The sequence below is a fragment of the Vibrio sp. L3-7 genome (assembly GCF_963898195.1).
GTDB classification, from domain to species: Bacteria; Pseudomonadota; Gammaproteobacteria; order Enterobacterales; family Vibrionaceae; genus Vibrio; species Vibrio echinoideorum.
In genome coordinates this window covers 16,524-35,970 of record NZ_CAWQUW010000074.1, presented here as the reverse complement: position 1 = coordinate 35,970, position 19,447 = coordinate 16,524, and the positions used below count along the sequence as shown (strand labels likewise).

At 44.4% G+C, this 19,447-nt stretch carries 22 protein-coding genes and 1 riboswitch; of the genes, 8 read left to right on the top strand and 14 right to left on the bottom strand.

Annotation, left to right across the window (positions count from 1 at the left end; genetic code table 11):
* Positions 1–31: 31 nt before the first annotated feature.
* Both AACW75_RS25560 and AACW75_RS25555 read left to right on the top strand, forming a co-directional pair.
* Positions 32–388 carry a gamma-glutamylcyclotransferase family protein gene (locus AACW75_RS25560; protein ID WP_145569956.1) on the top strand — a complete coding sequence of 119 codons (357 nt, stop codon included), beginning with the start codon at positions 32–34 and terminating at the stop codon, positions 386–388.
* Positions 389–469: 81 nt separating this feature from the next.
* Positions 470–826, top strand: coding sequence for a DUF2799 domain-containing protein (locus AACW75_RS25555; RefSeq protein WP_145569954.1), 357 nt, complete (start codon positions 470–472; stop codon positions 824–826).
* Between the two features lie 99 nt (positions 827–925).
* Here the strand turns inward: AACW75_RS25555 and fbp are convergent, their stop codons facing one another.
* Complete coding sequence (fbp, locus tag AACW75_RS25550; protein ID WP_017073454.1) at positions 926–1,936, bottom strand: class 1 fructose-bisphosphatase; 1,011 nt, start codon at positions 1,934–1,936, stop codon at positions 926–928.
* A 271-nt stretch (positions 1,937–2,207) separates the two neighbouring features.
* Here fbp and mpl point away from each other — a divergent pair, with 271 nt between their 5' ends.
* The 5 genes from mpl (at position 2,208) to thiQ (ending at position 7,874) form a co-directional block, all read left to right on the top strand.
* Positions 2,208–3,566, top strand: a complete 1,359-nt coding sequence (mpl, locus tag AACW75_RS25545) for a UDP-N-acetylmuramate:L-alanyl-gamma-D-glutamyl-meso-diaminopimelate ligase (protein ID WP_145569952.1) — start codon at positions 2,208–2,210, stop codon at positions 3,564–3,566.
* 37 nt (positions 3,567–3,603) lie between these two features.
* Positions 3,604–4,227: a flavin prenyltransferase UbiX gene (locus tag AACW75_RS25540; RefSeq protein WP_016787846.1), complete on the top strand. Its 624-nt coding sequence runs from the start codon at positions 3,604–3,606 to the stop codon at positions 4,225–4,227.
* Between the two features lie 43 nt (positions 4,228–4,270).
* A riboswitch (TPP riboswitch) is annotated at positions 4,271–4,390 on the top strand.
* Positions 4,391–4,443: 53 nt separating this feature from the next.
* Positions 4,444–5,436 (top strand): thiamine ABC transporter substrate binding subunit, encoded by a 993-nt coding sequence (thiB, locus tag AACW75_RS25535; RefSeq protein ID WP_017073451.1) that lies wholly within the window; start codon positions 4,444–4,446, stop codon positions 5,434–5,436.
* 120 nt (positions 5,437–5,556) lie between these two features.
* Complete coding sequence (thiP, locus tag AACW75_RS25530) at positions 5,557–7,170, top strand: thiamine/thiamine pyrophosphate ABC transporter permease ThiP (protein ID WP_186437179.1); 1,614 nt, start codon at positions 5,557–5,559, stop codon at positions 7,168–7,170.
* On the top strand, positions 7,170–7,874 hold the full coding sequence (thiQ, locus tag AACW75_RS25525; RefSeq protein WP_145570052.1) for a thiamine ABC transporter ATP-binding protein: 705 nt from the start codon (positions 7,170–7,172) through the stop codon (positions 7,872–7,874). Before thiP ends, thiQ begins: the two co-directional genes overlap by 1 nt.
* 105 nt (positions 7,875–7,979) lie before the next feature.
* Here the strand turns inward: thiQ and yjgA are convergent, their stop codons facing one another.
* Positions 7,980–8,504, bottom strand: coding sequence for a ribosome biogenesis factor YjgA (gene yjgA / locus AACW75_RS25520; RefSeq protein ID WP_017073448.1), 525 nt, complete (start codon positions 8,502–8,504; stop codon positions 7,980–7,982).
* Between the two features lie 118 nt (positions 8,505–8,622).
* Here yjgA and pmbA point away from each other — a divergent pair, with 118 nt between their 5' ends.
* Complete coding sequence (gene pmbA / locus AACW75_RS25515) at positions 8,623–9,966, top strand: metalloprotease PmbA (protein ID WP_145569951.1); 1,344 nt, start codon at positions 8,623–8,625, stop codon at positions 9,964–9,966.
* A 149-nt stretch (positions 9,967–10,115) separates the two neighbouring features.
* On the opposite strand, the gene mgtE is transcribed toward pmbA, so the two are convergent.
* From mgtE to AACW75_RS25455, 12 genes are all read right to left on the bottom strand, one after another.
* On the bottom strand, positions 10,116–11,471 hold the full coding sequence (mgtE, locus tag AACW75_RS25510) for a magnesium transporter (protein ID WP_017073446.1): 1,356 nt from the start codon (positions 11,469–11,471) through the stop codon (positions 10,116–10,118).
* A gap of 148 nt (positions 11,472–11,619) precedes the next feature.
* Positions 11,620–11,895 carry an HPr family phosphocarrier protein gene (locus AACW75_RS25505; RefSeq protein ID WP_017073445.1) on the bottom strand — a complete coding sequence of 92 codons (276 nt, stop codon included), beginning with the start codon at positions 11,893–11,895 and terminating at the stop codon, positions 11,620–11,622.
* A 2-nt stretch (positions 11,896–11,897) separates the two neighbouring features.
* Positions 11,898–12,767 (bottom strand): RNase adapter RapZ, encoded by an 870-nt coding sequence (gene rapZ / locus AACW75_RS25500; protein WP_102553819.1) that lies wholly within the window; start codon positions 12,765–12,767, stop codon positions 11,898–11,900.
* 1 nt (position 12,768) lies between these two features.
* Positions 12,769–13,230: a PTS IIA-like nitrogen regulatory protein PtsN gene (gene ptsN / locus AACW75_RS25495; RefSeq protein ID WP_145569950.1), complete on the bottom strand. Its 462-nt coding sequence runs from the start codon at positions 13,228–13,230 to the stop codon at positions 12,769–12,771.
* Between the two features lies 1 nt (position 13,231).
* Positions 13,232–13,519 (bottom strand): ribosome hibernation promoting factor, encoded by a 288-nt coding sequence (gene hpf, locus AACW75_RS25490; RefSeq protein ID WP_017073443.1) that lies wholly within the window; start codon positions 13,517–13,519, stop codon positions 13,232–13,234.
* A 62-nt stretch (positions 13,520–13,581) separates the two neighbouring features.
* Positions 13,582–15,042: an RNA polymerase factor sigma-54 gene (locus tag AACW75_RS25485; protein ID WP_017073442.1), complete on the bottom strand. Its 1,461-nt coding sequence runs from the start codon at positions 15,040–15,042 to the stop codon at positions 13,582–13,584.
* Between the two features lie 52 nt (positions 15,043–15,094).
* Positions 15,095–15,820, bottom strand: a complete 726-nt coding sequence (lptB, locus tag AACW75_RS25480) for an LPS export ABC transporter ATP-binding protein (protein ID WP_004735304.1) — start codon at positions 15,818–15,820, stop codon at positions 15,095–15,097.
* Positions 15,821–15,822: 2 nt separating this feature from the next.
* On the bottom strand, positions 15,823–16,317 hold the full coding sequence (lptA, locus tag AACW75_RS25475) for a lipopolysaccharide transport periplasmic protein LptA (RefSeq protein ID WP_017073441.1): 495 nt from the start codon (positions 16,315–16,317) through the stop codon (positions 15,823–15,825).
* Positions 16,298–16,861 carry an LPS export ABC transporter periplasmic protein LptC gene (lptC, locus tag AACW75_RS25470; protein WP_017073440.1) on the bottom strand — a complete coding sequence of 188 codons (564 nt, stop codon included), beginning with the start codon at positions 16,859–16,861 and terminating at the stop codon, positions 16,298–16,300. Before lptC ends, lptA begins: the two co-directional genes overlap by 20 nt.
* The gene (gene kdsC / locus AACW75_RS25465; RefSeq protein WP_102553816.1) at positions 16,858–17,415 is read right to left on the bottom strand and encodes a 3-deoxy-manno-octulosonate-8-phosphatase KdsC; all 558 of its coding nucleotides are present in this window, start codon (positions 17,413–17,415) and stop codon (positions 16,858–16,860) included. Before kdsC ends, lptC begins: the two co-directional genes overlap by 4 nt.
* Complete coding sequence (gene kdsD / locus AACW75_RS25460; protein ID WP_017073438.1) at positions 17,415–18,386, bottom strand: arabinose-5-phosphate isomerase KdsD; 972 nt, start codon at positions 18,384–18,386, stop codon at positions 17,415–17,417. Before kdsD ends, kdsC begins: the two co-directional genes overlap by 1 nt.
* Positions 18,387–18,421: 35 nt before the next feature.
* Positions 18,422–19,387 (bottom strand): calcium/sodium antiporter, encoded by a 966-nt coding sequence (locus AACW75_RS25455; RefSeq protein ID WP_135458587.1) that lies wholly within the window; start codon positions 19,385–19,387, stop codon positions 18,422–18,424.
* Positions 19,388–19,447 lie beyond the last annotated feature (60 nt).

The window sequence follows — 19,447 nt, the reverse complement described above, 5'->3', positions numbered from 1 at the left end:
GCATGCAAATCGAAAGGATTATGGGGTATTTATGCAGCATCTTGTTTTTGTATATGGAACGTTGAGACAAGGTCAATCGAACCACCACTATTTGCAGCAATGCGAGTACTTAGGCAGGTTTGATACACCACAAAGTTATGCTCTTTTTGACTTAGTTGCTTATCCAGCGATGATTCTTGGAAAGAAAAGTGTCGTTGGTGAGGTCTATATCATTAACGACGAAGTTTTGGCGTCGCTCGATCGGCTAGAAGATGTTCCTGTTGAGTATCGTCGCGAGCAAATAGAGACTATATTTGGATTAGCATGGGTATATTTGTATCAGCTTGATCTAACAGCTAATAAAGAAATACTTTCGGGTGACTGGTGTAAGCGGGACAACCCGCTATAGTGAATGAACTACTGGAAGCATTCTGACGTAATAGCTAACAGTCTCAATGTATGAGCTAGTCTTTTCCATCAGGAGGAAATTATGAAATATATATTATTGGTGTTATCAGTAATGCTATTTGGTTGTGCGCAAACCCCGCCACCCACATCAATGAACACGACCGATTGGCAGAGCTTTGGTGAAGAAATGGCACTCAAAGGAAAAACAAAGCAGAGTGAAATGAGCTTGGCTGAAGCAGCCTCATCACCATCGATTGATGCAAATTTATATGCAGCATACGGGCAAGGTTATGAAGTCGGTAAAACTCAGTATTGCTCTCAAAACCCAAGAGCTTTAGGGCGCCGTGGTGAGACTTACCTTGGGATTTGCGATGATGTCGATAAATGGTTCCGTTTCAACTTTGAACGGGGCGCAGAATCGAAGTTTGAAATTCGATAATACTGTCTCGCGCTTAAATAGATACAACAAACAACAAAAAGCCAGCATCTATGATGCTGGCTTTTTTAGTGACTCTATTTCGAGAAATAAGCGTGAGAATTAGTCTCGGTTAAGCTCAAGAAACTCTTCTACTTTGCGAACCATATCTGTCGTTCCAACAAAGAAAGGTACACGTTGATGCAACTCAGTTGGCTTGATATCCATGATACGTTGAACACCGTCTGATGCGATACCACCAGCCTGTTCCATAAGGAAAGCTATTGGGTTGCACTCGTACAACAGACGCAGTTTTCCTTGAGGGTGACTTTGTGTGCTTGGGTATAAGTAGATACCGCCTTTCAGCAGGTTACGGTGGAAGTCTGATACTAGAGAACCAATGTAACGAGAGGTGTAAGGACGGTTATCACTCGGCTCATCTTCTTGGCAGTACTTGATGTACTTTTTAACACCCGTTGGGAAACGGAAGTAGTTACCTTCGTTGATCGAGTAAATCTTGCCTTCATCAGGGATCATCATGTTTTCATGAGATAGACAGAAGGTACCCAGCGATGGGTCGTAGGTGAAGCCATTTACGCCAGCACCTGTTGTGTAAACAAGCATGGTTGAAGAACCGTAAATTACGTAACCCGCAGCGACTTGCTTGTGTCCAGGTTGTAGGAAATCTTCTTGTGTTGGCGGAGTGCCAATCGGTGATACTCGACGGTAGATAGAGAAAATTGTACCAACCGATACATTCACATCGATGTTTGAAGAACCATCTAATGGATCCATCAGAACAACGTATTTTGCGTTTTTGTTGAGCTCTTTATTGAAGGCAACCGCTTCGTCTTCTTCTTCACTTGCAACGCCACAAACTTGGTCACGAGCTTCTAGAGCCGCTTTAAATTTGTCGTTTGCGTAAAGGTCTAGCTTTTGTTGCTCTTCACCTTGAACGTTGTCTGTACCAACAGCGCCAGTAATGTCGACAAGACCTGCTTTGTTGATTTCACGGTTAACAATTTTCGCAGCAAGACGAATTGATGACAAAAGGGATGATAGATCACCACTTGCATGGGGAAAGTCATTTTGTTTTGCAACAATGAACTCACCAAGGGTGCGCATCTCAGACATGTTATTTCCTTAAACTTCTCTGAATATTAGGGGGGGATTTGAGCACCGTAGAATTTGCCTCTTGTGTGGGCTTTATTCATCTAGACGCTTACCTAAATTCTACGGCTTAGATCTTTTTAATGGTAATGAACTAAGCGACACAGATCTCACTTACTATGTCGACTAAATTTGTTTTGCATTGTGACTCGCTTTTAATCGCCATTTAATGATAATGAGTGCAAGTAATTTGATTTAGACATGGCTCATTTAGCCAAGCGTTTGGAAGCAATATATGCATATTCATATCTTAGGGATTTGTGGCACCTTCATGGGTGGTGCTGCGGTATTGGCTCGTCAATTAGGCCACAAGGTTACGGGTAGTGACGCGAATGTTTATCCTCCAATGAGCACTTTGTTGGAGTCTCAGGGGATTGAGATTATTGAAGGGTTCGACCCTAGCCAATTAGAACCAAGACCTGACTTAGTGGTCATTGGCAATGCGATGAGCCGTGGTAACCCATGTGTTGAGTATGTATTGGATAACAATCTTAGATACACATCAGGGCCGCAGTGGTTACAAGAGTTCTTACTGCATGACCGTTGGGTTCTGGCGGTATCGGGAACGCATGGCAAGACAACAACATCGAGCATGCTGGCTTGGATCCTTGAAGACTGCGGTTACGCTCCGGGCTTCCTTGTCGGTGGTGTGCTTGGTAACTTTGGTATCTCTGCTCGCCTTGGTGAAAGCATGTTCTTCGTGGTTGAAGCCGACGAATACGACAGTGCATTCTTTGATAAGCGCTCTAAGTTTGTTCACTACCACCCAAGAACGTTAGTGATGAACAATCTCGAATTCGATCATGCAGATATCTTTGATGATCTTGAAGCAATCAAGCGACAGTTTCATCATTTGGTTCGCACTGTGCCAAGTAATGGTCGTATTTTCTCACCGAAGCAAGATAGGGCGATTGAAGATGTTCTAACTCGTGGATGTTGGAGTGAGACTGAATCGAGCGGCGAACTTGGCGATTGGGATGCTAAGAAACTGGTTAAAGATGGCTCCAAATTTGAGGTCTATTTCCAAGACGAATGTGTTGGAACCGTAGACTGGGATTTGGTTGGCGATCATAACGTAAGTAATGCCTTGATGGCGATTGCGGCGGCAAGACATGTTGGTGTGACACCCGACTTAGGATGTGAATCACTGGCAACTTTCATTAATACCAAGCGTCGCTTAGAGTTTAAAGGTGAGGTGGGCGGTGTTTCTGTCTATGACGATTTTGCACATCACCCAACGGCGATTGAACTTACGCTGGGCGGCCTACGTAATAAGGTCGATACGAACAAAATCATTGCCGTTTTAGAGCCTCGTTCTGCCACCATGAAGCGCGGTGTGCACAAAGAAACCTTGGCTGATTCGCTCAAGCAGGCGGATTCTACCTACTTATTCCAACCGGATAACATTGATTGGTCTGTACAAGATGTTGCCGATGCGTGCCATCAACCCGCGCACTTAAGTGATGACATGGATGCATTCGTTGCTAAAATTGTCTCAGAGGCACAAGCGGGCGACCAAATCTTAGTAATGAGTAATGGTGGCTTTGGTGGTATTCACCAGAAATTGTTGGATGCGTTGGCACTCAAGGGCTAACTGATCCACGACCTTATATTTTGAAGTAAATGAGAACATGACAAAACACGATAAAGCTATAACCCTCGCTTTCACTGGCGCATCAGGTGCACCTTATGGCCTGCGTTTACTTGAATGCCTTTTGGCGGCGGATTATCAGGTCTATTTACTGATATCGTCGGCAGCGAGAGTGGTGTTGGCGACCGAGCATGAACTCAAGTTACCTGCTGGACCAGATGCAGCGAAACAAGCTTTGGTTAAACACCTTGGGTGTGACCCCGAAAAGCTGGTTGTGTGTGGCAAAGATGATTGGTTCTCGCCGGTTGCCTCTGGTTCTGCAGCGCCGAAGCAGATGGTAGTCTGCCCATGTTCCGCAGGAAGCTTGGCTTCAATTGCTCATGGCTTATCGGATAATCTGATTGAACGAGCTGCAGATGTGGTCATGAAAGAACGAGGCCAACTATTGTTGGTGGTTCGTGAGACGCCATTTTCGACGCTGCACTTAGAGAACATGCATAAGCTATCGACCATGGGTGTGACGATTATGCCTGCTGCCCCGGGTTTTTATCATCAACCTAAATCGATTGAAGATCTGGTCGATTTTATGGTGGCGCGCATTCTGGATCATCTTGGCATCGAGCAAGGTTTAGTGCCACGTTGGGGTTACGATCAACGTAATTGATCCAAACTTGATAGCTTATTGTTAAAATTCGAATTACAATTCTGAACACTCATCGGGGAGCGAACCATTCAAATAATGAATGCGAGCTGAGATCAAGCAAGTGCTTGGGACCCGTAAACCTGAACCAGATAATGCTGGCGTAGGAATTGAGTTAGGAACAACTTCTACCGTTCTCCTCCCTCAAACCTGTGCCGCTCAGACCATGGAGAGCGTCCAGTGAAATTCACATTAACAACTCTTGCTGTTACTACAGCCATCTCTTTTTCTGCCTTTGCTGCAGACAATACCCTAACGGTTTATACCTATGACTCTTTTGCAGCGGATTGGGGCCCTCGTCCTGCCGTTGAAAAAGCATTTGAAGAAAAGTGTGGCTGCGATGTGAACTTTGTCGCGCTAGAAGATGGCGTGTCGATTCTGAACCGCTTGCGCCTTGAAGGCGGTAATAGCAAAGCAGATATCGTGTTAGGCCTAGATAACAATCTAATGGCTGAAGCAAAAGCGACGGGTTTATTGACTGAGCACAGTGTTGATACGTCATCAGTGACACTTCCTAACGGCTGGAACGACAGCACCTTTGTCCCTTATGACTTTGGCTATTTTGCGTTTATCTATAACAAAGAGAAACTAGCAAACCCACCTAAGAGCTTGAAAGAACTGGTTGAGCAGCGTGACGACCTCAAGGTTATTTACCAAGACCCACGTACATCAACGCCGGGTCAAGGCATGATGCTATGGATGAAGTCAGTATACGGTGATGAAGCGACAGCAGCTTGGAAGAAGCTTGCTCAGAAGACGGTTACGGTTACTAAAGGCTGGTCTGAGGCTTACTCTATGTTCTTAGAAGGCGAGTCGGACTTAGTCTTGTCTTACACAACATCTCCTGCTTACCACATCATTGCAGAAAGTGACTCTAAGTACGTAGCAGCAAGCTTCGAAGAAGGCCATTACACTCAAGTCGAAGTGGCAGCTAAGGTTAAAGGCAGTAAGAACGAAAAACTGGCTGATGAGTTTATGGCGTTTATCCTAAGTGACGAGTTCCAATCGGCGATGCCAACGGGCAACTGGATGTACCCAGTGACTGACATCGAACTACCAAAAGGGTTCGAGCAGTTAACGGTACCGCAGAAAGCTCTGAGCTTTACGCCTGAAGAAATCGCCTCTAAGCGTAAGGCTTGGATTCGCGAATGGCAGAGTGCACTTACTTTCTAACTTAGCTTTCTAGCTTAATTGTCTAACGATTAGCTTTCTAAAAACTAGCTTTTAACTTTCTGTATTTAAAGGTTCGTTCGATATACTTTGAGCGAACTATTTACGGTAAAAAATCAATTTATGATAAAGAAAACACCTAAGGTCGGGATCTGGGTTGCGATACTCATTACCGCCTTCGTGGTTTCAGCAGTTGGGGCATTGCTTAGCAATGCCCCTTCTCTTGATATCAGCCAAGTATGGTCCGATCCTTACTATTGGCATGTGACGAAATTCAGTTTTTATCAAGCAACACTCTCAACTTTACTGAGTGTTGGCTTTGCTATACCTATTGCGCACGCTCTGTGTCGCAGGCAATTTTTTGGACGGGCTCTATTGCTAAGGCTGTTCGCGTCGACTTTGGTTCTGCCAGTGCTGGTCGGTGTATTTGGCTTGCTTGCAATTTATGGCAACAGTGGTTGGCTAGCTAAATTTTTGGCGAACTTCGACATTGAATTGCCATTCTCGATTTATGGTTTGAATGGCATTTTGCTCGCACATATCTTCTTTAACCTGCCTTATGCTAGCCGTTTACTTTTACAAGCTTTGGATACCGTGCCTGCCGAGCAACATAAGCTGTGTGCTCATTTGGGTATGAGTCACTGGAATAAATTTAAATGGGTTGAATGGCCGCGTTTAAGGCAGCAACTGCCACATGTTTGTGGCTTAGTCTTCATGTTGTGTTTTACCAGCTTTGCTACTGTAATGGCTTTAGGTGGAGGCCCAAAGTCGACCACTATCGAGTTGGCCATCTATCAAGCAATTAAATTCGACTTTGACCTGCAGGCCGGTGCGTTACTCGCAATATGGCAAATGCTATTGTGTGGTGTGCTAGCGGTGAGTATTCAGCGTTTGTCTAAGCCTATTTCCGTGACAGCCAGTCAGCTGTCGGAAGAGAAATATTTGGTTAAGGATAGCTGGTGGTCAAAAGCTTGGGATAGCTTTTGGATCATCGTAGTCTCAATGCTGGTATTGCCGCCATTAGCCATGGTTATCTTCAGTGGCATTAACTCACAAGCGTTGACGGTACTCAGCAGTGAACCGTTTTGGGCGGCGTTAATGACTTCGGTTCGGGTGGCTTCTTTGGCCAGTGTTATCGCTGTCTTTATCGGTATTGCGATACTGCTGACCAGTCGTGCATGGCGCTTACAGAACAAGAATTTTCGAGCTGATAAAATCGAGTTGATTGGTACGATTATTTTAGTGACGCCGGGGTTAGTGATCAGTACTGGTCTTTTTTTATTGCTGCGTTCATTTACCGATGTGTTCAGCTTGGCTTTCTTTATTGTGATTGCCGTGAACAGCTTGATGGCGCTGCCTTACGTAATTAAAACCTTGGCTCAACCTATGTTGCACCTGTCTCAGCAGTATCAGTATGTTTGTGCGAGTCTAGGGATGACTGGCTTTACGCGATTCAGGCTGGTGGAGTGGCGTGCATTACGCAAACCTATGGCACATGCATTCTCAATCAGCTTCATGCTTGCGATGGGAGATTTAAGTGCGATTGCCTTATTTGGTAGCCAAGACTTTAGAACATTACCTTTGTATCTATTCCAGTTGCTAGGCAGCTATCAGATGGAAGCAGCAGCCGTTGTTTCGGTCAGTCTGCTGTTGTTGAGTGTCGGTAGTTTTAGTCTGATTGAATTTTTATTTACTCGAAACTCAAAGCTAGATGCTAAAGGGTTAAGGAACCGATGATGTTAGTGATGAAAGATGTGGACTACCACTATCACCGAGAGTTGTTTAGTTTTGATTTTCAAGCAGAGCAGGGCGACATTGTTGCGTTGATGGGAGCAAGCGGTGCAGGTAAATCAACATTGCTGGCATTGGTAGCTGGATTTATTGAACCTACCTCGGGTGAGATTTCAGTGGCAGGTCAATCTCTGATTGGTAAAGAGGCATACCAACGTCCATTGGCAATGTTGTTCCAAGAACATAACCTGTTTGCTCACCTTACTGTGCGTGAGAATATTGGTTTGGGGTTGCATCCAGGGTTAAAGCTTACAGCAGCCCAAAAGCTCGAAGTGGAACAAGCTGCAACACAAGTTGGGGTTGCTGAGTATTTAGATAGGTTGCCTGAGCAATTATCTGGTGGCCAACGTCAACGTGTAGCGTTAGCCCGCTGTTTTGTTCAGCCACATGATATTTGGCTTCTTGATGAGCCTTTTTCTGCGCTTGATCCCTTGCTTCGCGAAGAGATGCTTAACCTAGTGAGGCGATTAGCGGCAGAGCGAAATATTACTGTTTTGATGGTGACCCACCATTTAGGTGATGCTAGAAGTATCGCGAATAAATTTGTTTTTGTCGCGTTAGGTAAAGTGTTGGTTGAAGATTCAATAGAAGTGTTGACGGCCGAACACCCTCAATCAGAGTTAAGCGCGTTTGTTAAGGCGGGTGAGTGACGACTGAGTATTGGTCTTGAGGACTTTTTATATTGAGTAAGTCGAAAAAAAAGACCTAGCATGTGCTAGGTCTTTTATTCAATATTGAGTAAAGCGAAGTACCGATTACTGGTCTTGCTTCAGCTCTTTTAAGATTTGAAAAATTTCGCGAGAAGCCTTCGCTGGCTTATTCGCTGATTTTTCTTTGTTAGCTTGGCGAGCTAATTGACGAAGACGCTGACGGTCTGCTTCAGGGTATGTTTCCATAACGTCTGAAATTGCAGCATCACCTTTTTCAACAATACGGTCACGCAGTAGCTCAAGCTTATGAAGCTCAACAGTTGCTTGTGAGTGCTTGTTACGTATTTTATCTAAAGCAGCTTGAATCGGCTCAGGATCTACATTACGCATTACTTTGCCAATGTATTGAAGTTGACGACGCTTCGCTTCATTTTTAAAGCGTTGTGCATCTTTAATCGCTTGTGCCAGGTCTTCAGACAAAGGGAACTTATCAAGAATAGAAGGCTTTAGTTCAACAAGCTCTTCTCCCAGCTTTTGCAGGGCATCCATGTCCGTTTTCATTTCTGTCTTACTTACCCAGATGATTTCTTCTTCTGGTTCCCATGGGGCTTTTTGGTTTTTGCGAGCCATCTTTTCTGCCTATGTCACTATCTCAAACGAATATATTGCCTATTTTAGCAAGAATCTTGGGGAGAAAGCGAAATTCTTGTTATCCTACGTAATATTGACCTAAAAAATTAGAATAGATATGGATGTAAAACAGCAAGTCGCCCAGCAAAGAGTTGAGCTAGAAGCCGCAGTAGCTAAAGCGTTGGATATGGCGTCAGTGAGTGCAGACGCAGCTGAGGTCGCTATTACTAAGTCAACGGGTTTAAGTGTTTCAACACGTATGTGTGAAGTGGAAAACGTTGAATTCAATAGTGATGGTGCACTAGGTATTACTGTTTATCGCGGCCAGAAGAAAGGCAGTGCATCCACATCTGATCTAAGTGAAAAGGCGATTGCTCAAACTGTCGCTGCTGCATTGGATATTGCTCAATATACCTCTGAAGATCCGTTTGCAGGTCCAGCCGCAAAAGAATACATGGTGAAAGAAATTCCAGATTTGGATCTTTTTCATCCTGATGAACCAAATCCTGACTATGCCGCTGAGATTGCGATTGCTGCTGAGAGACAAGCGTTAGCTTATAGCGACAAGATCAAACAAAGTGATGGCGCAAGCTATGACAGCCATTATGGCGTTAAGGTTTATGGTAATAGTCACGGTTTACTCGCGAGCTACGCCTCAAGTCGCCATAGCACGAGCTGTTGTGTGATTGGTCAAGGCGCTAACGGTGAAATGGAACGAGACTACAGCTACACAGTTGCACGTCACCGTGATGAGCTATGGACACCTGAACGTGTCGGTCAAGAAGCTGCAGAAAAGACTGTCAGCCGCTTGGATGCTAGAAAGCTACCAACAGGCCAATACCCAATTATGTTCGCTAACGATGTCGCGACAGGCCTCATTGGTCACCTTGTGATGGCGATTAGTGGCGGTAACCTTTACCGTAAATCATCTTTCTTGTTAGATCACTTAGGTCAGAAAATTCTACCTGATTGGTTCAATATCTCAGAGCGTCCACACCTCTTACGTGGTCTGGCTTCGAGCCCATTTGATAGTGAAGGTGTTTACACTCAAGACTGTGAAATCATCACCGATGGTGTGTTAGCAACTTACCTACTAACCAGCTACGCTGCACGTAAAATGGATATGACACCAACAGGCCATGCTGGTGGTATTCATAACTGGTTCGTTAACTCGACCGGACAAAACTTTGAGCAGATGCTAAAAGAGCTCGGCACTGGTTTCCTTGTTACTGAAGTCATGGGGCAAGGCGTGAATACCGTTACTGGCGATTACTCTCGTGGCGCTGCGGGTTTCTGGGTTGAAAACGGAGAGATCCAATACCCAGTATCGGAAGTGACTATTGCAGGTAATCTAAAAGACATGTTTACTCAGATTGTTGCGGTCGGTAACGATGTTGAAACGCGTTCACAAATTCAAACAGGCTCTATCTTGCTTGAATCGATGAAAGTCGCGGGTGAGTAATTTACTTAATTGGCTTTAGTTTAAACATGAGACTTAAATCTGAAATTTAAATCTGACGCATTAAAAAAGGGAGCCATTGGCTCCCTTTTTGTATTCGGCGTCCTATCTTAAAATCGGCCATCTGTTTATTCACACTAGATAAGTATGGTTTAGATAAGAATGGTTGCTAAGCCTAAGAATACCGATAGGCCAATAACATCGGTTACTGTGGTCAGAGCCATACCACCAGCGAGGGCAGGGTCGATATTCATCTTCTTCAGCATCACAGGAATAGTAACACCAGCAATACCGGCGACGAGCAAGTTGGTCATCATCGCCGCTGAGATGATTCCTCCCAGTATCCAATTGCCTTTCCAAGCTACAACGATACCACCAATGATAACAGCCCATAGGATGCCGTTAAGGAAGCCGATAGAGGCTTCTTTGAGCAGTAATTCACGTTTGTTACTGTCACCGATGTGACCAAGTGCTAAACCTCGAATTACCAAGGCGACGGTTTGGTTACCAGCAACACCACCCATGGACGGTACTATGGTCATCAAAACAGCGATGGCTGCCATCTCATTCAGTGTCGCCTCAAACATGTTAGACACAGACGCTGCTGCGAGTGCTGCCAAAACATTTGCGCCTAACCACACACTACGACGACGAGCGGATTTTACGACCGGAGCGAAGGTATCTTCGTCATCGTCCATACCCGCCATACTCATCATTGAGTGCTCGGCATCTTCACGAATGACATCAACCACATCATCGATCGTGATACGACCCACAAGGTGTTGGTTCCTATCAACGACTGGTGCAGAAACCCAATTACGACGTTCAAATAGACTGGCAATATCAGAGGCACTGGTTTCAACTGCGATCGCTTCGTCTGCATCTTCCATTACTTCTGAAACCGCCACATCGGGTTGCGTCGTAATCAGTGTGCTGAGCGATAGGTTACCAATGAGGCGTTCATCGTCGTCGATAACATACAGAGCATCGGTTGCGTCCGGAAGTTCGCCGCGCATGCGCAGATAACGCAACACAACATCGACATCGACATCACCACGAATCGTGATTACGTCGGTGTTCATAATCGCACCGGCTGAATCTTCAGGGTACGACAGTGCGGTTTCAACTAGTGCACGATCGACGGAGTCCATTTGAGAAAGGACTTCGCGAGAGACATCGTCGGGCAGACTTCGAAGTACGTACGCGACGTCATCGGTTTCCATGCCTTCGGTTGCTTCTGCTAATGTCTCAGGCGCCATTTTCGACACAAGAGCATCTTTGACGTCTTCGTTTAGCTCATCAAGAATTTCACCGTAGTCTTCGGGATCGGTAAGTTGCCAGAGTACATCACGACTTTTGCGAGGGGAGGCTTCTAAAAGGTGTGCAATATCTTCAGGTTCCATGTCCTGAAGTTGTCGGCGTACGTGAACAAATCGGCCGTTTTCTAGGGCTTCGCTGACTTCTTGGAGGGTTTGGTGAGCTTGGTCGAATTCTAATTGCTCTGCCATATTTTCCTCCTATCTCATTATTCTAACAATGCTTGGAATAGTAACTTAATTCTGGGGCTTATTTAAATCATTAACTTAGGTAGAACTAAGATTTAATATTGATTGGTTCGTTGTTTGAGTCTTAGGTGTGGTCAGTGAAGCGTTTTCGCTACTCACCCTCATCAAACTTGGCTTCAATTAGTTGGCAGACGGCATCAAGAGCCTGCTGTGAATCGGTGCCTGCTGTTTGAATCTTGATATGTTGCCCTTGTGCTGACTCCAGCATAAGTAGCCCCATAACGCTGTCTGCAGTTGCGATTTTATCTTCTTCACTATGGATAGTGATTGTGGCATCAAAGCTTTGTGCAAGCTCAACCAGCTTTACAGCTGCTCTAGCGTGAAGACCCAAACGATTTTGGATCAGTACAGTTCGAGTTAATTCCATGGTTAGCCCTGTTGGTGCTTCTCTAGGGAGGCGTGTCTAATTTGAACTTGATGTCCAAGTTGTTCGAAATACTCGCCAATTTTCTGAGTCAGATAAACCGATCTATGCTTGCCGCCAGTACAGCCAATCGCGACAGTCAGGTAACTGCGATTGTTCTTCTCTAACATTGGCAACCATTGTTCAACAAAGCCTTGGATCTGTTGCTTGAGTTCAAGAACTTCTGGGTGTTTTTCTAAAAAAGAGTGGATTGGTGCATCGAGACCGGTTAATGGTCTCAGAGCGGGTTCCCAGTGAGGATTTGGCAAAAATCGAACATCAAACACATAGTCGGCATCGCTTGGTAGACCAAACTTAAAACCGAAAGATTGAAAAACAATAATCAACTCTTGCTTCTCTTTACCCTCGACTTTAAAGCGAACTTTCTCACTCAACTCGTAAAGATTGCAGTCACTGCTATCAATCACGATACAAGCTTGCTCAGCGAGAGGCGTCAGGAGGTTTTTCTCTAAATCGATAGCCTGTTCAAGGGATAGCTTTTCTTGGCCAATTGATAAGGGGTGGATTCGGCGAGTTTCGCTATAGCGTTTAAGTAGCGTCTGCTTGCTTGCATCTAGGAACAACACGTTCACATCTATATCAGTGGCAGACTCAAGCTGTTCTAGCGTATCTGTTACTAGTTGAGGCTCTTTCGGTAGGTTGCGAATATCAATGCTAACAGCAACGTTTTGATTGATTTCGCGTACTGATTCGACGAAGTCGTTGAGCAGATTTACTGGTAGATTATCGACACAGTAATATCCCAAGTCTTCTAGGACCCGTAGCGCAACACTTTTACCGGCTCCTGATTGGCCACTAACAACGATTAATCGCATGTTATTGCTCGCAAGTTGGTACTTGAACCATGATGTCGTAAAGCTCTTGATCACTCTGAGCGTTACGCAACTGTTTAAGAGTCTGTTTGTCGTTAAGTCGTTCTGCCATACAAGAAAGGGTTTTTAGATGCTCCTTGCATTGTTCACTTGGAACAAGCAGAGCAAATAGTAGGTCGACAGGACGGTTATCAATCGCATCAAATTCGATTGGATCTTGGCATTGAAGTAACACAGCAATTGCTTTGTCACTGACATTCATACGAGCATGGGGAATAGCTATGCCATTACCAATACCTGTACTGCCCATTTTTTCGCGGCTCAACATGCACTCAAACAGTTCTGTTGAATCTTGACCACAGCTTTCAGCTGCGATCTGACTGATGAGCTCAAGGGCTCTTTTTTTGCTTGTGCATTGGACTGCACTTTTGGTGCAGTCCAATGAAAGTACTTCGCTTAATTGCATGTTAGTGACTACTTAGCTTTTCTTTGTGTTTGTTGAGTTGACGGACGAGTTTATCAACTAATGAATCAATCGCAGCATACATACTTTCATCTGTTGCTGTTGCATGAATTTCGCCTTGATTTATATGAAGGGTCGCTTCTGCAATCTGATTAATTTTCTCAACTTTTAAAACAACTTGAATACTATTGATATGGTCAAAAAAGCGTTCAAGTTTGTCGAATTTAGTGTGAACATAGTCTTGCATTGAATCGGTAAGATCAACGTGATGGCCTTGAATATTGATTTGCATAGACTTTCCTTTTCAGTTGGTTGCCTGATTATAACTACTAAGTAAATAGTGACTAAATTAGCTTATAGCAGGCGTTTACGCTGACTCGATGGGGCAATGCCCAGAGACTCACGGTATTTCGCTATGGTACGTCTAGCTACCTGAATTCCTTGGTCAGCCAGTAAAGCAGCAATCTTACTATCACTTAGAGGTTTCGCGGTATTTTCCGCCGCGACAAGCTTCTTAATGAGCGCGCGAATTGCTGTAGATGAACACTCACCGCCATTGTCGGTACTGACATGACTTGAGAAAAAATATTTGAGTTCGAAGATGCCACGTGGTGTATGCATGAATTTTTGAGTCGTCACACGAGATATTGTGGATTCATGCATATCAACGGCTAATGCAACATCGTTGAGAACCATTGGTTTCATCGCTTCTTCGCCATGTTCGAAGAAATCACGCTGATGTTCAACAATGCATCGCGCAACTTTGAGTAGCGTCTCATTTCGGCTTTCTAGGCTCTTAATTAGCCATTTTGCTTCTTGCAAATTTGAGCGAATGAACTGGTTATCTACGCTGCTACCTTTATTACTAAGGTCTGCGTATTGTTGATTTACCTTTAGCTTAGGCACGCTGTCAGGGTTTATGGTGACTAACCATTTGCCAAGATCTTTGAAGACCGATACATCAGGAACAACATATTCAGTTTCATCCGGTGTAATTTTGCTGCCCGGGCGAGGATCCAGTTGTTGAATAAGCTGCAAAACTTCACGCAGTTCTGCTTCTTTCAATTTGGTTTCTTTGATTACGAGTTTGTAATCACGATTGCCTAGTTGGTTGATATGGCTAGTGAGTACTAACTTAGCTTCATTGAGCCAAGGGGTATCTTTGGGGAAGGTTGCCAGTTGTAATAACAAGCAATCTTGTAAATTCACTGAGCCGACACCTAAAGGGTCAAACTGCTGAATGCGTTTGCGAACCGCTTCGATTTCATCAAGCTCGATCTCTTCGTTATCGAAGTTTTCCAAGATGTCTTCACAAGATACGGTGAGATACCCATAGTCATCAATGGCATCGATCAGCGCAAAAGCTATGCTTCTATCCGTTTCAGTGAATGGTGTTAGGTCGAGTTGCCAAAGTAGGTAATCGTGCAGGCTTTCAGTTGTTTCACCCTGATAAACGGGCATGTCATCATCAATTGCAATGCCGGTATTTCCGGTGTTTGCACTGTAGACATCTTCCCAAGTTGTGTCGATTTCTAGTTCGTTGCCAATCTCTGATTTTTCGATTAATTCGGAGCTATCAGGTAAGTCCGCTTCTGCGGTTTCAACTGTTTCTTTCTCTTCACTGCTAGGTTTCTCTTCTGATGTAGGCGTTTCTTCATTGCCTTCTTCGACATCGAGTAGTGGGTTGGATTCTAGTGCTTCTTGAATCTCTTGCTGCAAATCTAATGTAGACAATTGCAACAAACGTATCGCTTGCTGCAATTGAGGAGTCATTGCTAACTGTTGGCCTAGCTTAAGTTGTAATGAGGGTTTCATTCAGTGGTACTTACCTAGTTATTATTCTAAGAACTCTCGATACTCTATATAATCATAGACGGAATTGTTCGCCTAGATAAACTTGTTTAACTTGTTCGTTATTGAGAACATCTTCAGGAGTACCTTCTGCAATCAGGTGTCCTTGGCTTACGATGTAAGCTTTTTCACACACGTCTAATGTTTCACGAACGTTGTGGTCGGTAATCAAAACGCCCAAGCCGCGATCACGCAGGTGAACAATGATTTTTTTGATATCAATAACCGAGATAGGGTCAACACCAGCAAAGGGTTCATCCAGTAGAATGAACTGAGGGTTTGCTGCCAGTGCACGAGCAATCTCAACACGACGACGTTCACCGCCCGACAGCGCCATACCATTACTGGTACGGATATGTTGAATGTGGAATTCTTCTAGAAGGTCTTCTAGCTTATCTTGGCGTTGCTCGTTAGTCATCTCATCACGGGTTTGTAAAACGGCCATGATGTTGTTCTCTACTGACAACTTCCGGAAAATCGAAGCTTCCTGAGGGAGGTAACCGATACCAAGGCGTGAGCGACTGTGCATTGGCAAAATACTGATGTCTCGATCGTCAATACTGATAGTACCTTCGTCACGCGCAACCAGACCTACAATCATGTAAAAAGAGGTGGTTTTACCCGCACCGTTAGGTCCAAGTAGCCCAACGATTTGACCAGACTCTACCTGCAAGCTTACATCGGTAACCACTTTGCGCTTACTGTACGTTTTTGCTAGATTTTTTGCTTTAAGTACGGCCATGGTTACTTATTCACTTCCGCTGGTTGTAAAACCGTTGATACACGCTCACTGCTATCACTATCGGCAACCAGTTTCTGAGAAGCTATTTGGTAAGTGATTTTAGAGCCACGGATGATGCTGCCATCTTGAGAGAGCATTGCATTTTTGGTCATGATCAATTTGTCAGCAATAAGCTGATAATGTAAATCGTCAGCTTCGCCATAAAGTGTTTTCCCATCATCAGTTAGTTGAGAGAAGGTTGCAGGCTTACCGTAGCCTTGAATTTCTTCAATCTCACCGTTGACGGCATTTCGGGTAACAATGACCTTATCGGCATTGATATTGATGCTACCTTGCTTAAGGTTTACATCACCAAGGAAAGTCACTTGGTTACTTTTCATATCCAATTGCTGGCTGTCTGAGTCGATGTAGACAGGCTGCTCGCTGTCCGAAGACAGGGCATAGACACTAGGTGCCGCAAGAGTCAAAGCGAATAAACTAAGGTGTAAGAGTTTCATATCTACCTTGAACAGAATTAAAGAGAGTTGCATTGTTGGTACCGAAGTTACCTTTCATTGCTTGCCCCTCAGTTTCAAAAAATGTACCGATCATATGGACCGGAGTCTCTGAATAAAAATCTCGGCTAGTCAGCTCAACAACCATTTTATCTGTGGTCATGGTATCGAAACTGGCTTCTGGCAACAGATTCTTTGCCACAACGTTGTCATAAAAAGTGACAACTTGATCCTCATCCATAATCGCGCGATCAGCGGTGACTTGCCATTCAATCGTGTGTCCTTCACGGAATACCGAAAGAACCGGGTTTTGAAAGTGCGTATCGCCAACCACTGAGTAGTGTTCTAAATAAGTCGATTCAACTTGATAGCTACGAATACCAGTTTGGTCATAACTAATGTTGTTCAAACTCTTGCCGCTAAAAGCGGGTAGCTCCAAATTTGGAGCCACTTGTATCATTGATGTTTGCTCTTTGTCGAACAAGTAATAAGTTGACCAAGAAGCAATAAATATGAGTATTAAATAGATAATACGAGTAAAACTCATATGCTTAAACCTTTATGCACGTCGAGTTCATTTCTTGCTTGCAGAATAAGGTCACAGACTTCACGTACAGCACCATAGCCACCGTTAATGGTTGTCACGTAATTCGCTCGCTGAGCTAGCAATGGGTGTCCATCTGCGACACATACTTTTAAGCCCACTTTTTCCATCACCGGCCAGTCAATCAGATCGTCGCCGATGTAACCCGTATTTTCAGGATCAACAGAAAGCTTATCGCAAATATCATAATATGCTTTTACTTTATCATCTTGGCCTTGGTAAATAAGTTTAATACCAAGGGCGGTCATTCGGTTTTCAACAATTTGAGATTTACGACCAGTGATGATTGCGATTTCAATACCGGCATTCATCAATGATTTGATGCCGTAACCATCACGTGTATGAAAGGTTTTTAACTCTTCACCGTTGTTGCCCATGTAGATGCGACCATCTGAGAATACGCCATCGACATCGCAAATTAGCAGTTTGATCTCTTTTGCTATTGCAAATACGTCCGAATCTACAGTGCCGTATAACGTTTCAACTGTCTGCGTCATTACATTACTCCTGCTTTCAGTAAGTCATGCATGTTTAAAGCTCCGACTAATTTACCTTCATGGCACAACATCAGACCATTAATGCTTTTCGCTTGCATCAAATTAAGACCTTCAACCGCAAGCATGTTTGGCTCTGCTACCGTAGGATTAAGCGTCATCACGTCGCCGATCTGAGTGCTATGGATATCGACGCGTTTGTCTAAGATGCGGCGTAAATCACCATCGGTAAAAATACCAGCCATTTGACCATCGTTATTCACGATCGCTGTCATTCCCAAGCCTTTCTGAGATATCTCGAGTAGAGCATCTCTTACTAGCGCGTCCGGTGCTACGACAGGAAGAGCTTCTCCTGTGTGCATGATGTCGTCAAGTTTCAGCAACAGTTGACGACCTAAAGCGCCACCTGGGTGTGACAGTGCGAAGTCTTGAGCCGTAAAGCCTCTCGCCTGTAACAGTGCAACAGCTAATGCATCGCCCATGACTAAGGTCGCTGTAGTACTCGTTGTTGGAGCTAAGCCTAATGGGCAAGCTTCCTCTGGTACTGAAATTTGTAAATGGATATCAGACAAGGTTGCCATGTTCGATGCTGGTTTGCCTGTCATGCTGATAATCTTGATGCTTAAACGCTTTAACACAGGGAATAGGCTGAGGATTTCTCCTGACTCGCCAGAGTTAGATATTGCAATAACAATATCGCCAGGCTCGATCATACCTAAATCGCCATGTGCCGCTTCACCCGGGTGCACAAAGAAAGCGGATGTACCTGTACTTGCCAGCGTGGCCGCTATTTTGTTGCCAATATGACCAGATTTACCCATGCCCATCACAACCACTTTTCCTTTGTTGTTCAGGATAAGGTCGCAAGCTTTGCAAAAGTCATCATTAAAATATTGGTCTAATTGGGTGAGACCTGCAACTTCGGTTTCCAAAACTTGTTTTGCAACACTGCGATAATCAAATGGCTGAGACATCAAATACTCCAAGTACGAGAAGTTAAATCAAAAAATTAAGCCGACATGTTCATTAGTAAATAACTTTGGTAGGCCACGAACGTCACAATTAAGACGCTGCCTTCAATTCGATTGACACTACGAGATTTTCCTAACGCCATTACCACAAGTAAAAGTGACACACCGAGCATTACCCAGAAGTCTCGCCCCATAGCAAACTCACTTAAGATTGAAGGGTTTAAGATGCCCGGAATACCCATAACAGCAAGAATGTTGAATACGTTTGAACCGATGATATTACCCACGGCCATGTCGTCTTCGCCCTTCATTACGCCTGCAAGTGATGCTGCAAGTTCAGGTAGGCTGGTGCCAACGGCAATGATAGTTAAACCAATTACAAGGTCGCTCATGCCAAAGAACTTCGCGATAACAACCGCGTTATCAACCAACACATTGGCAGCTATGGGCAAGATAATTAGACCAACCACCACCCACATTGCTGCTTTAGGGTTGCTTACGCCCTCTGGAACTTCAGATTCTTGGTCCTCAAGGAAGGCGTCACCGTTCTTTTTCTCACTGCGGCTGATTTGCAGCATGGCAAACAAGAAAGCGGCAAAAAGAACAAATAACAACACGCCTTCATAAAAGCCTAAGTGGTTATCCCATAACAGTGCGCCTGCTAATAGAGTGACACCTATCATTAATGGTAGTTCACGGCGAATCACGCCAGAGCTAATTGATAGCGGTTTGATAAGCGCTGTAATACCTAAGATCAGTGCGATGTTGGCGATGTTTGAACCGAGAACGTTACCTACAGCTGTATCTGTTTTTCCGTCAAGCGCGGCTGTTGCTGAAACCATCATTTCTGGGGCCGAAGAGCCCATTGCTAGAATCGTCATACCGATAACTAGTGGTGAGATACCGAAGTTGCGAGCAAGAGCAGCGGCACCATAGACCAGTTTATCTGCACTCCACACCAAAAAACCTAGACCGATAATGAGAAACGCAATCGCTTCAAGCATGATGATTCCTAAAAATTAATAAAAAACGGAGAATTAACCGCTAATTTTGACTTGTTGCTA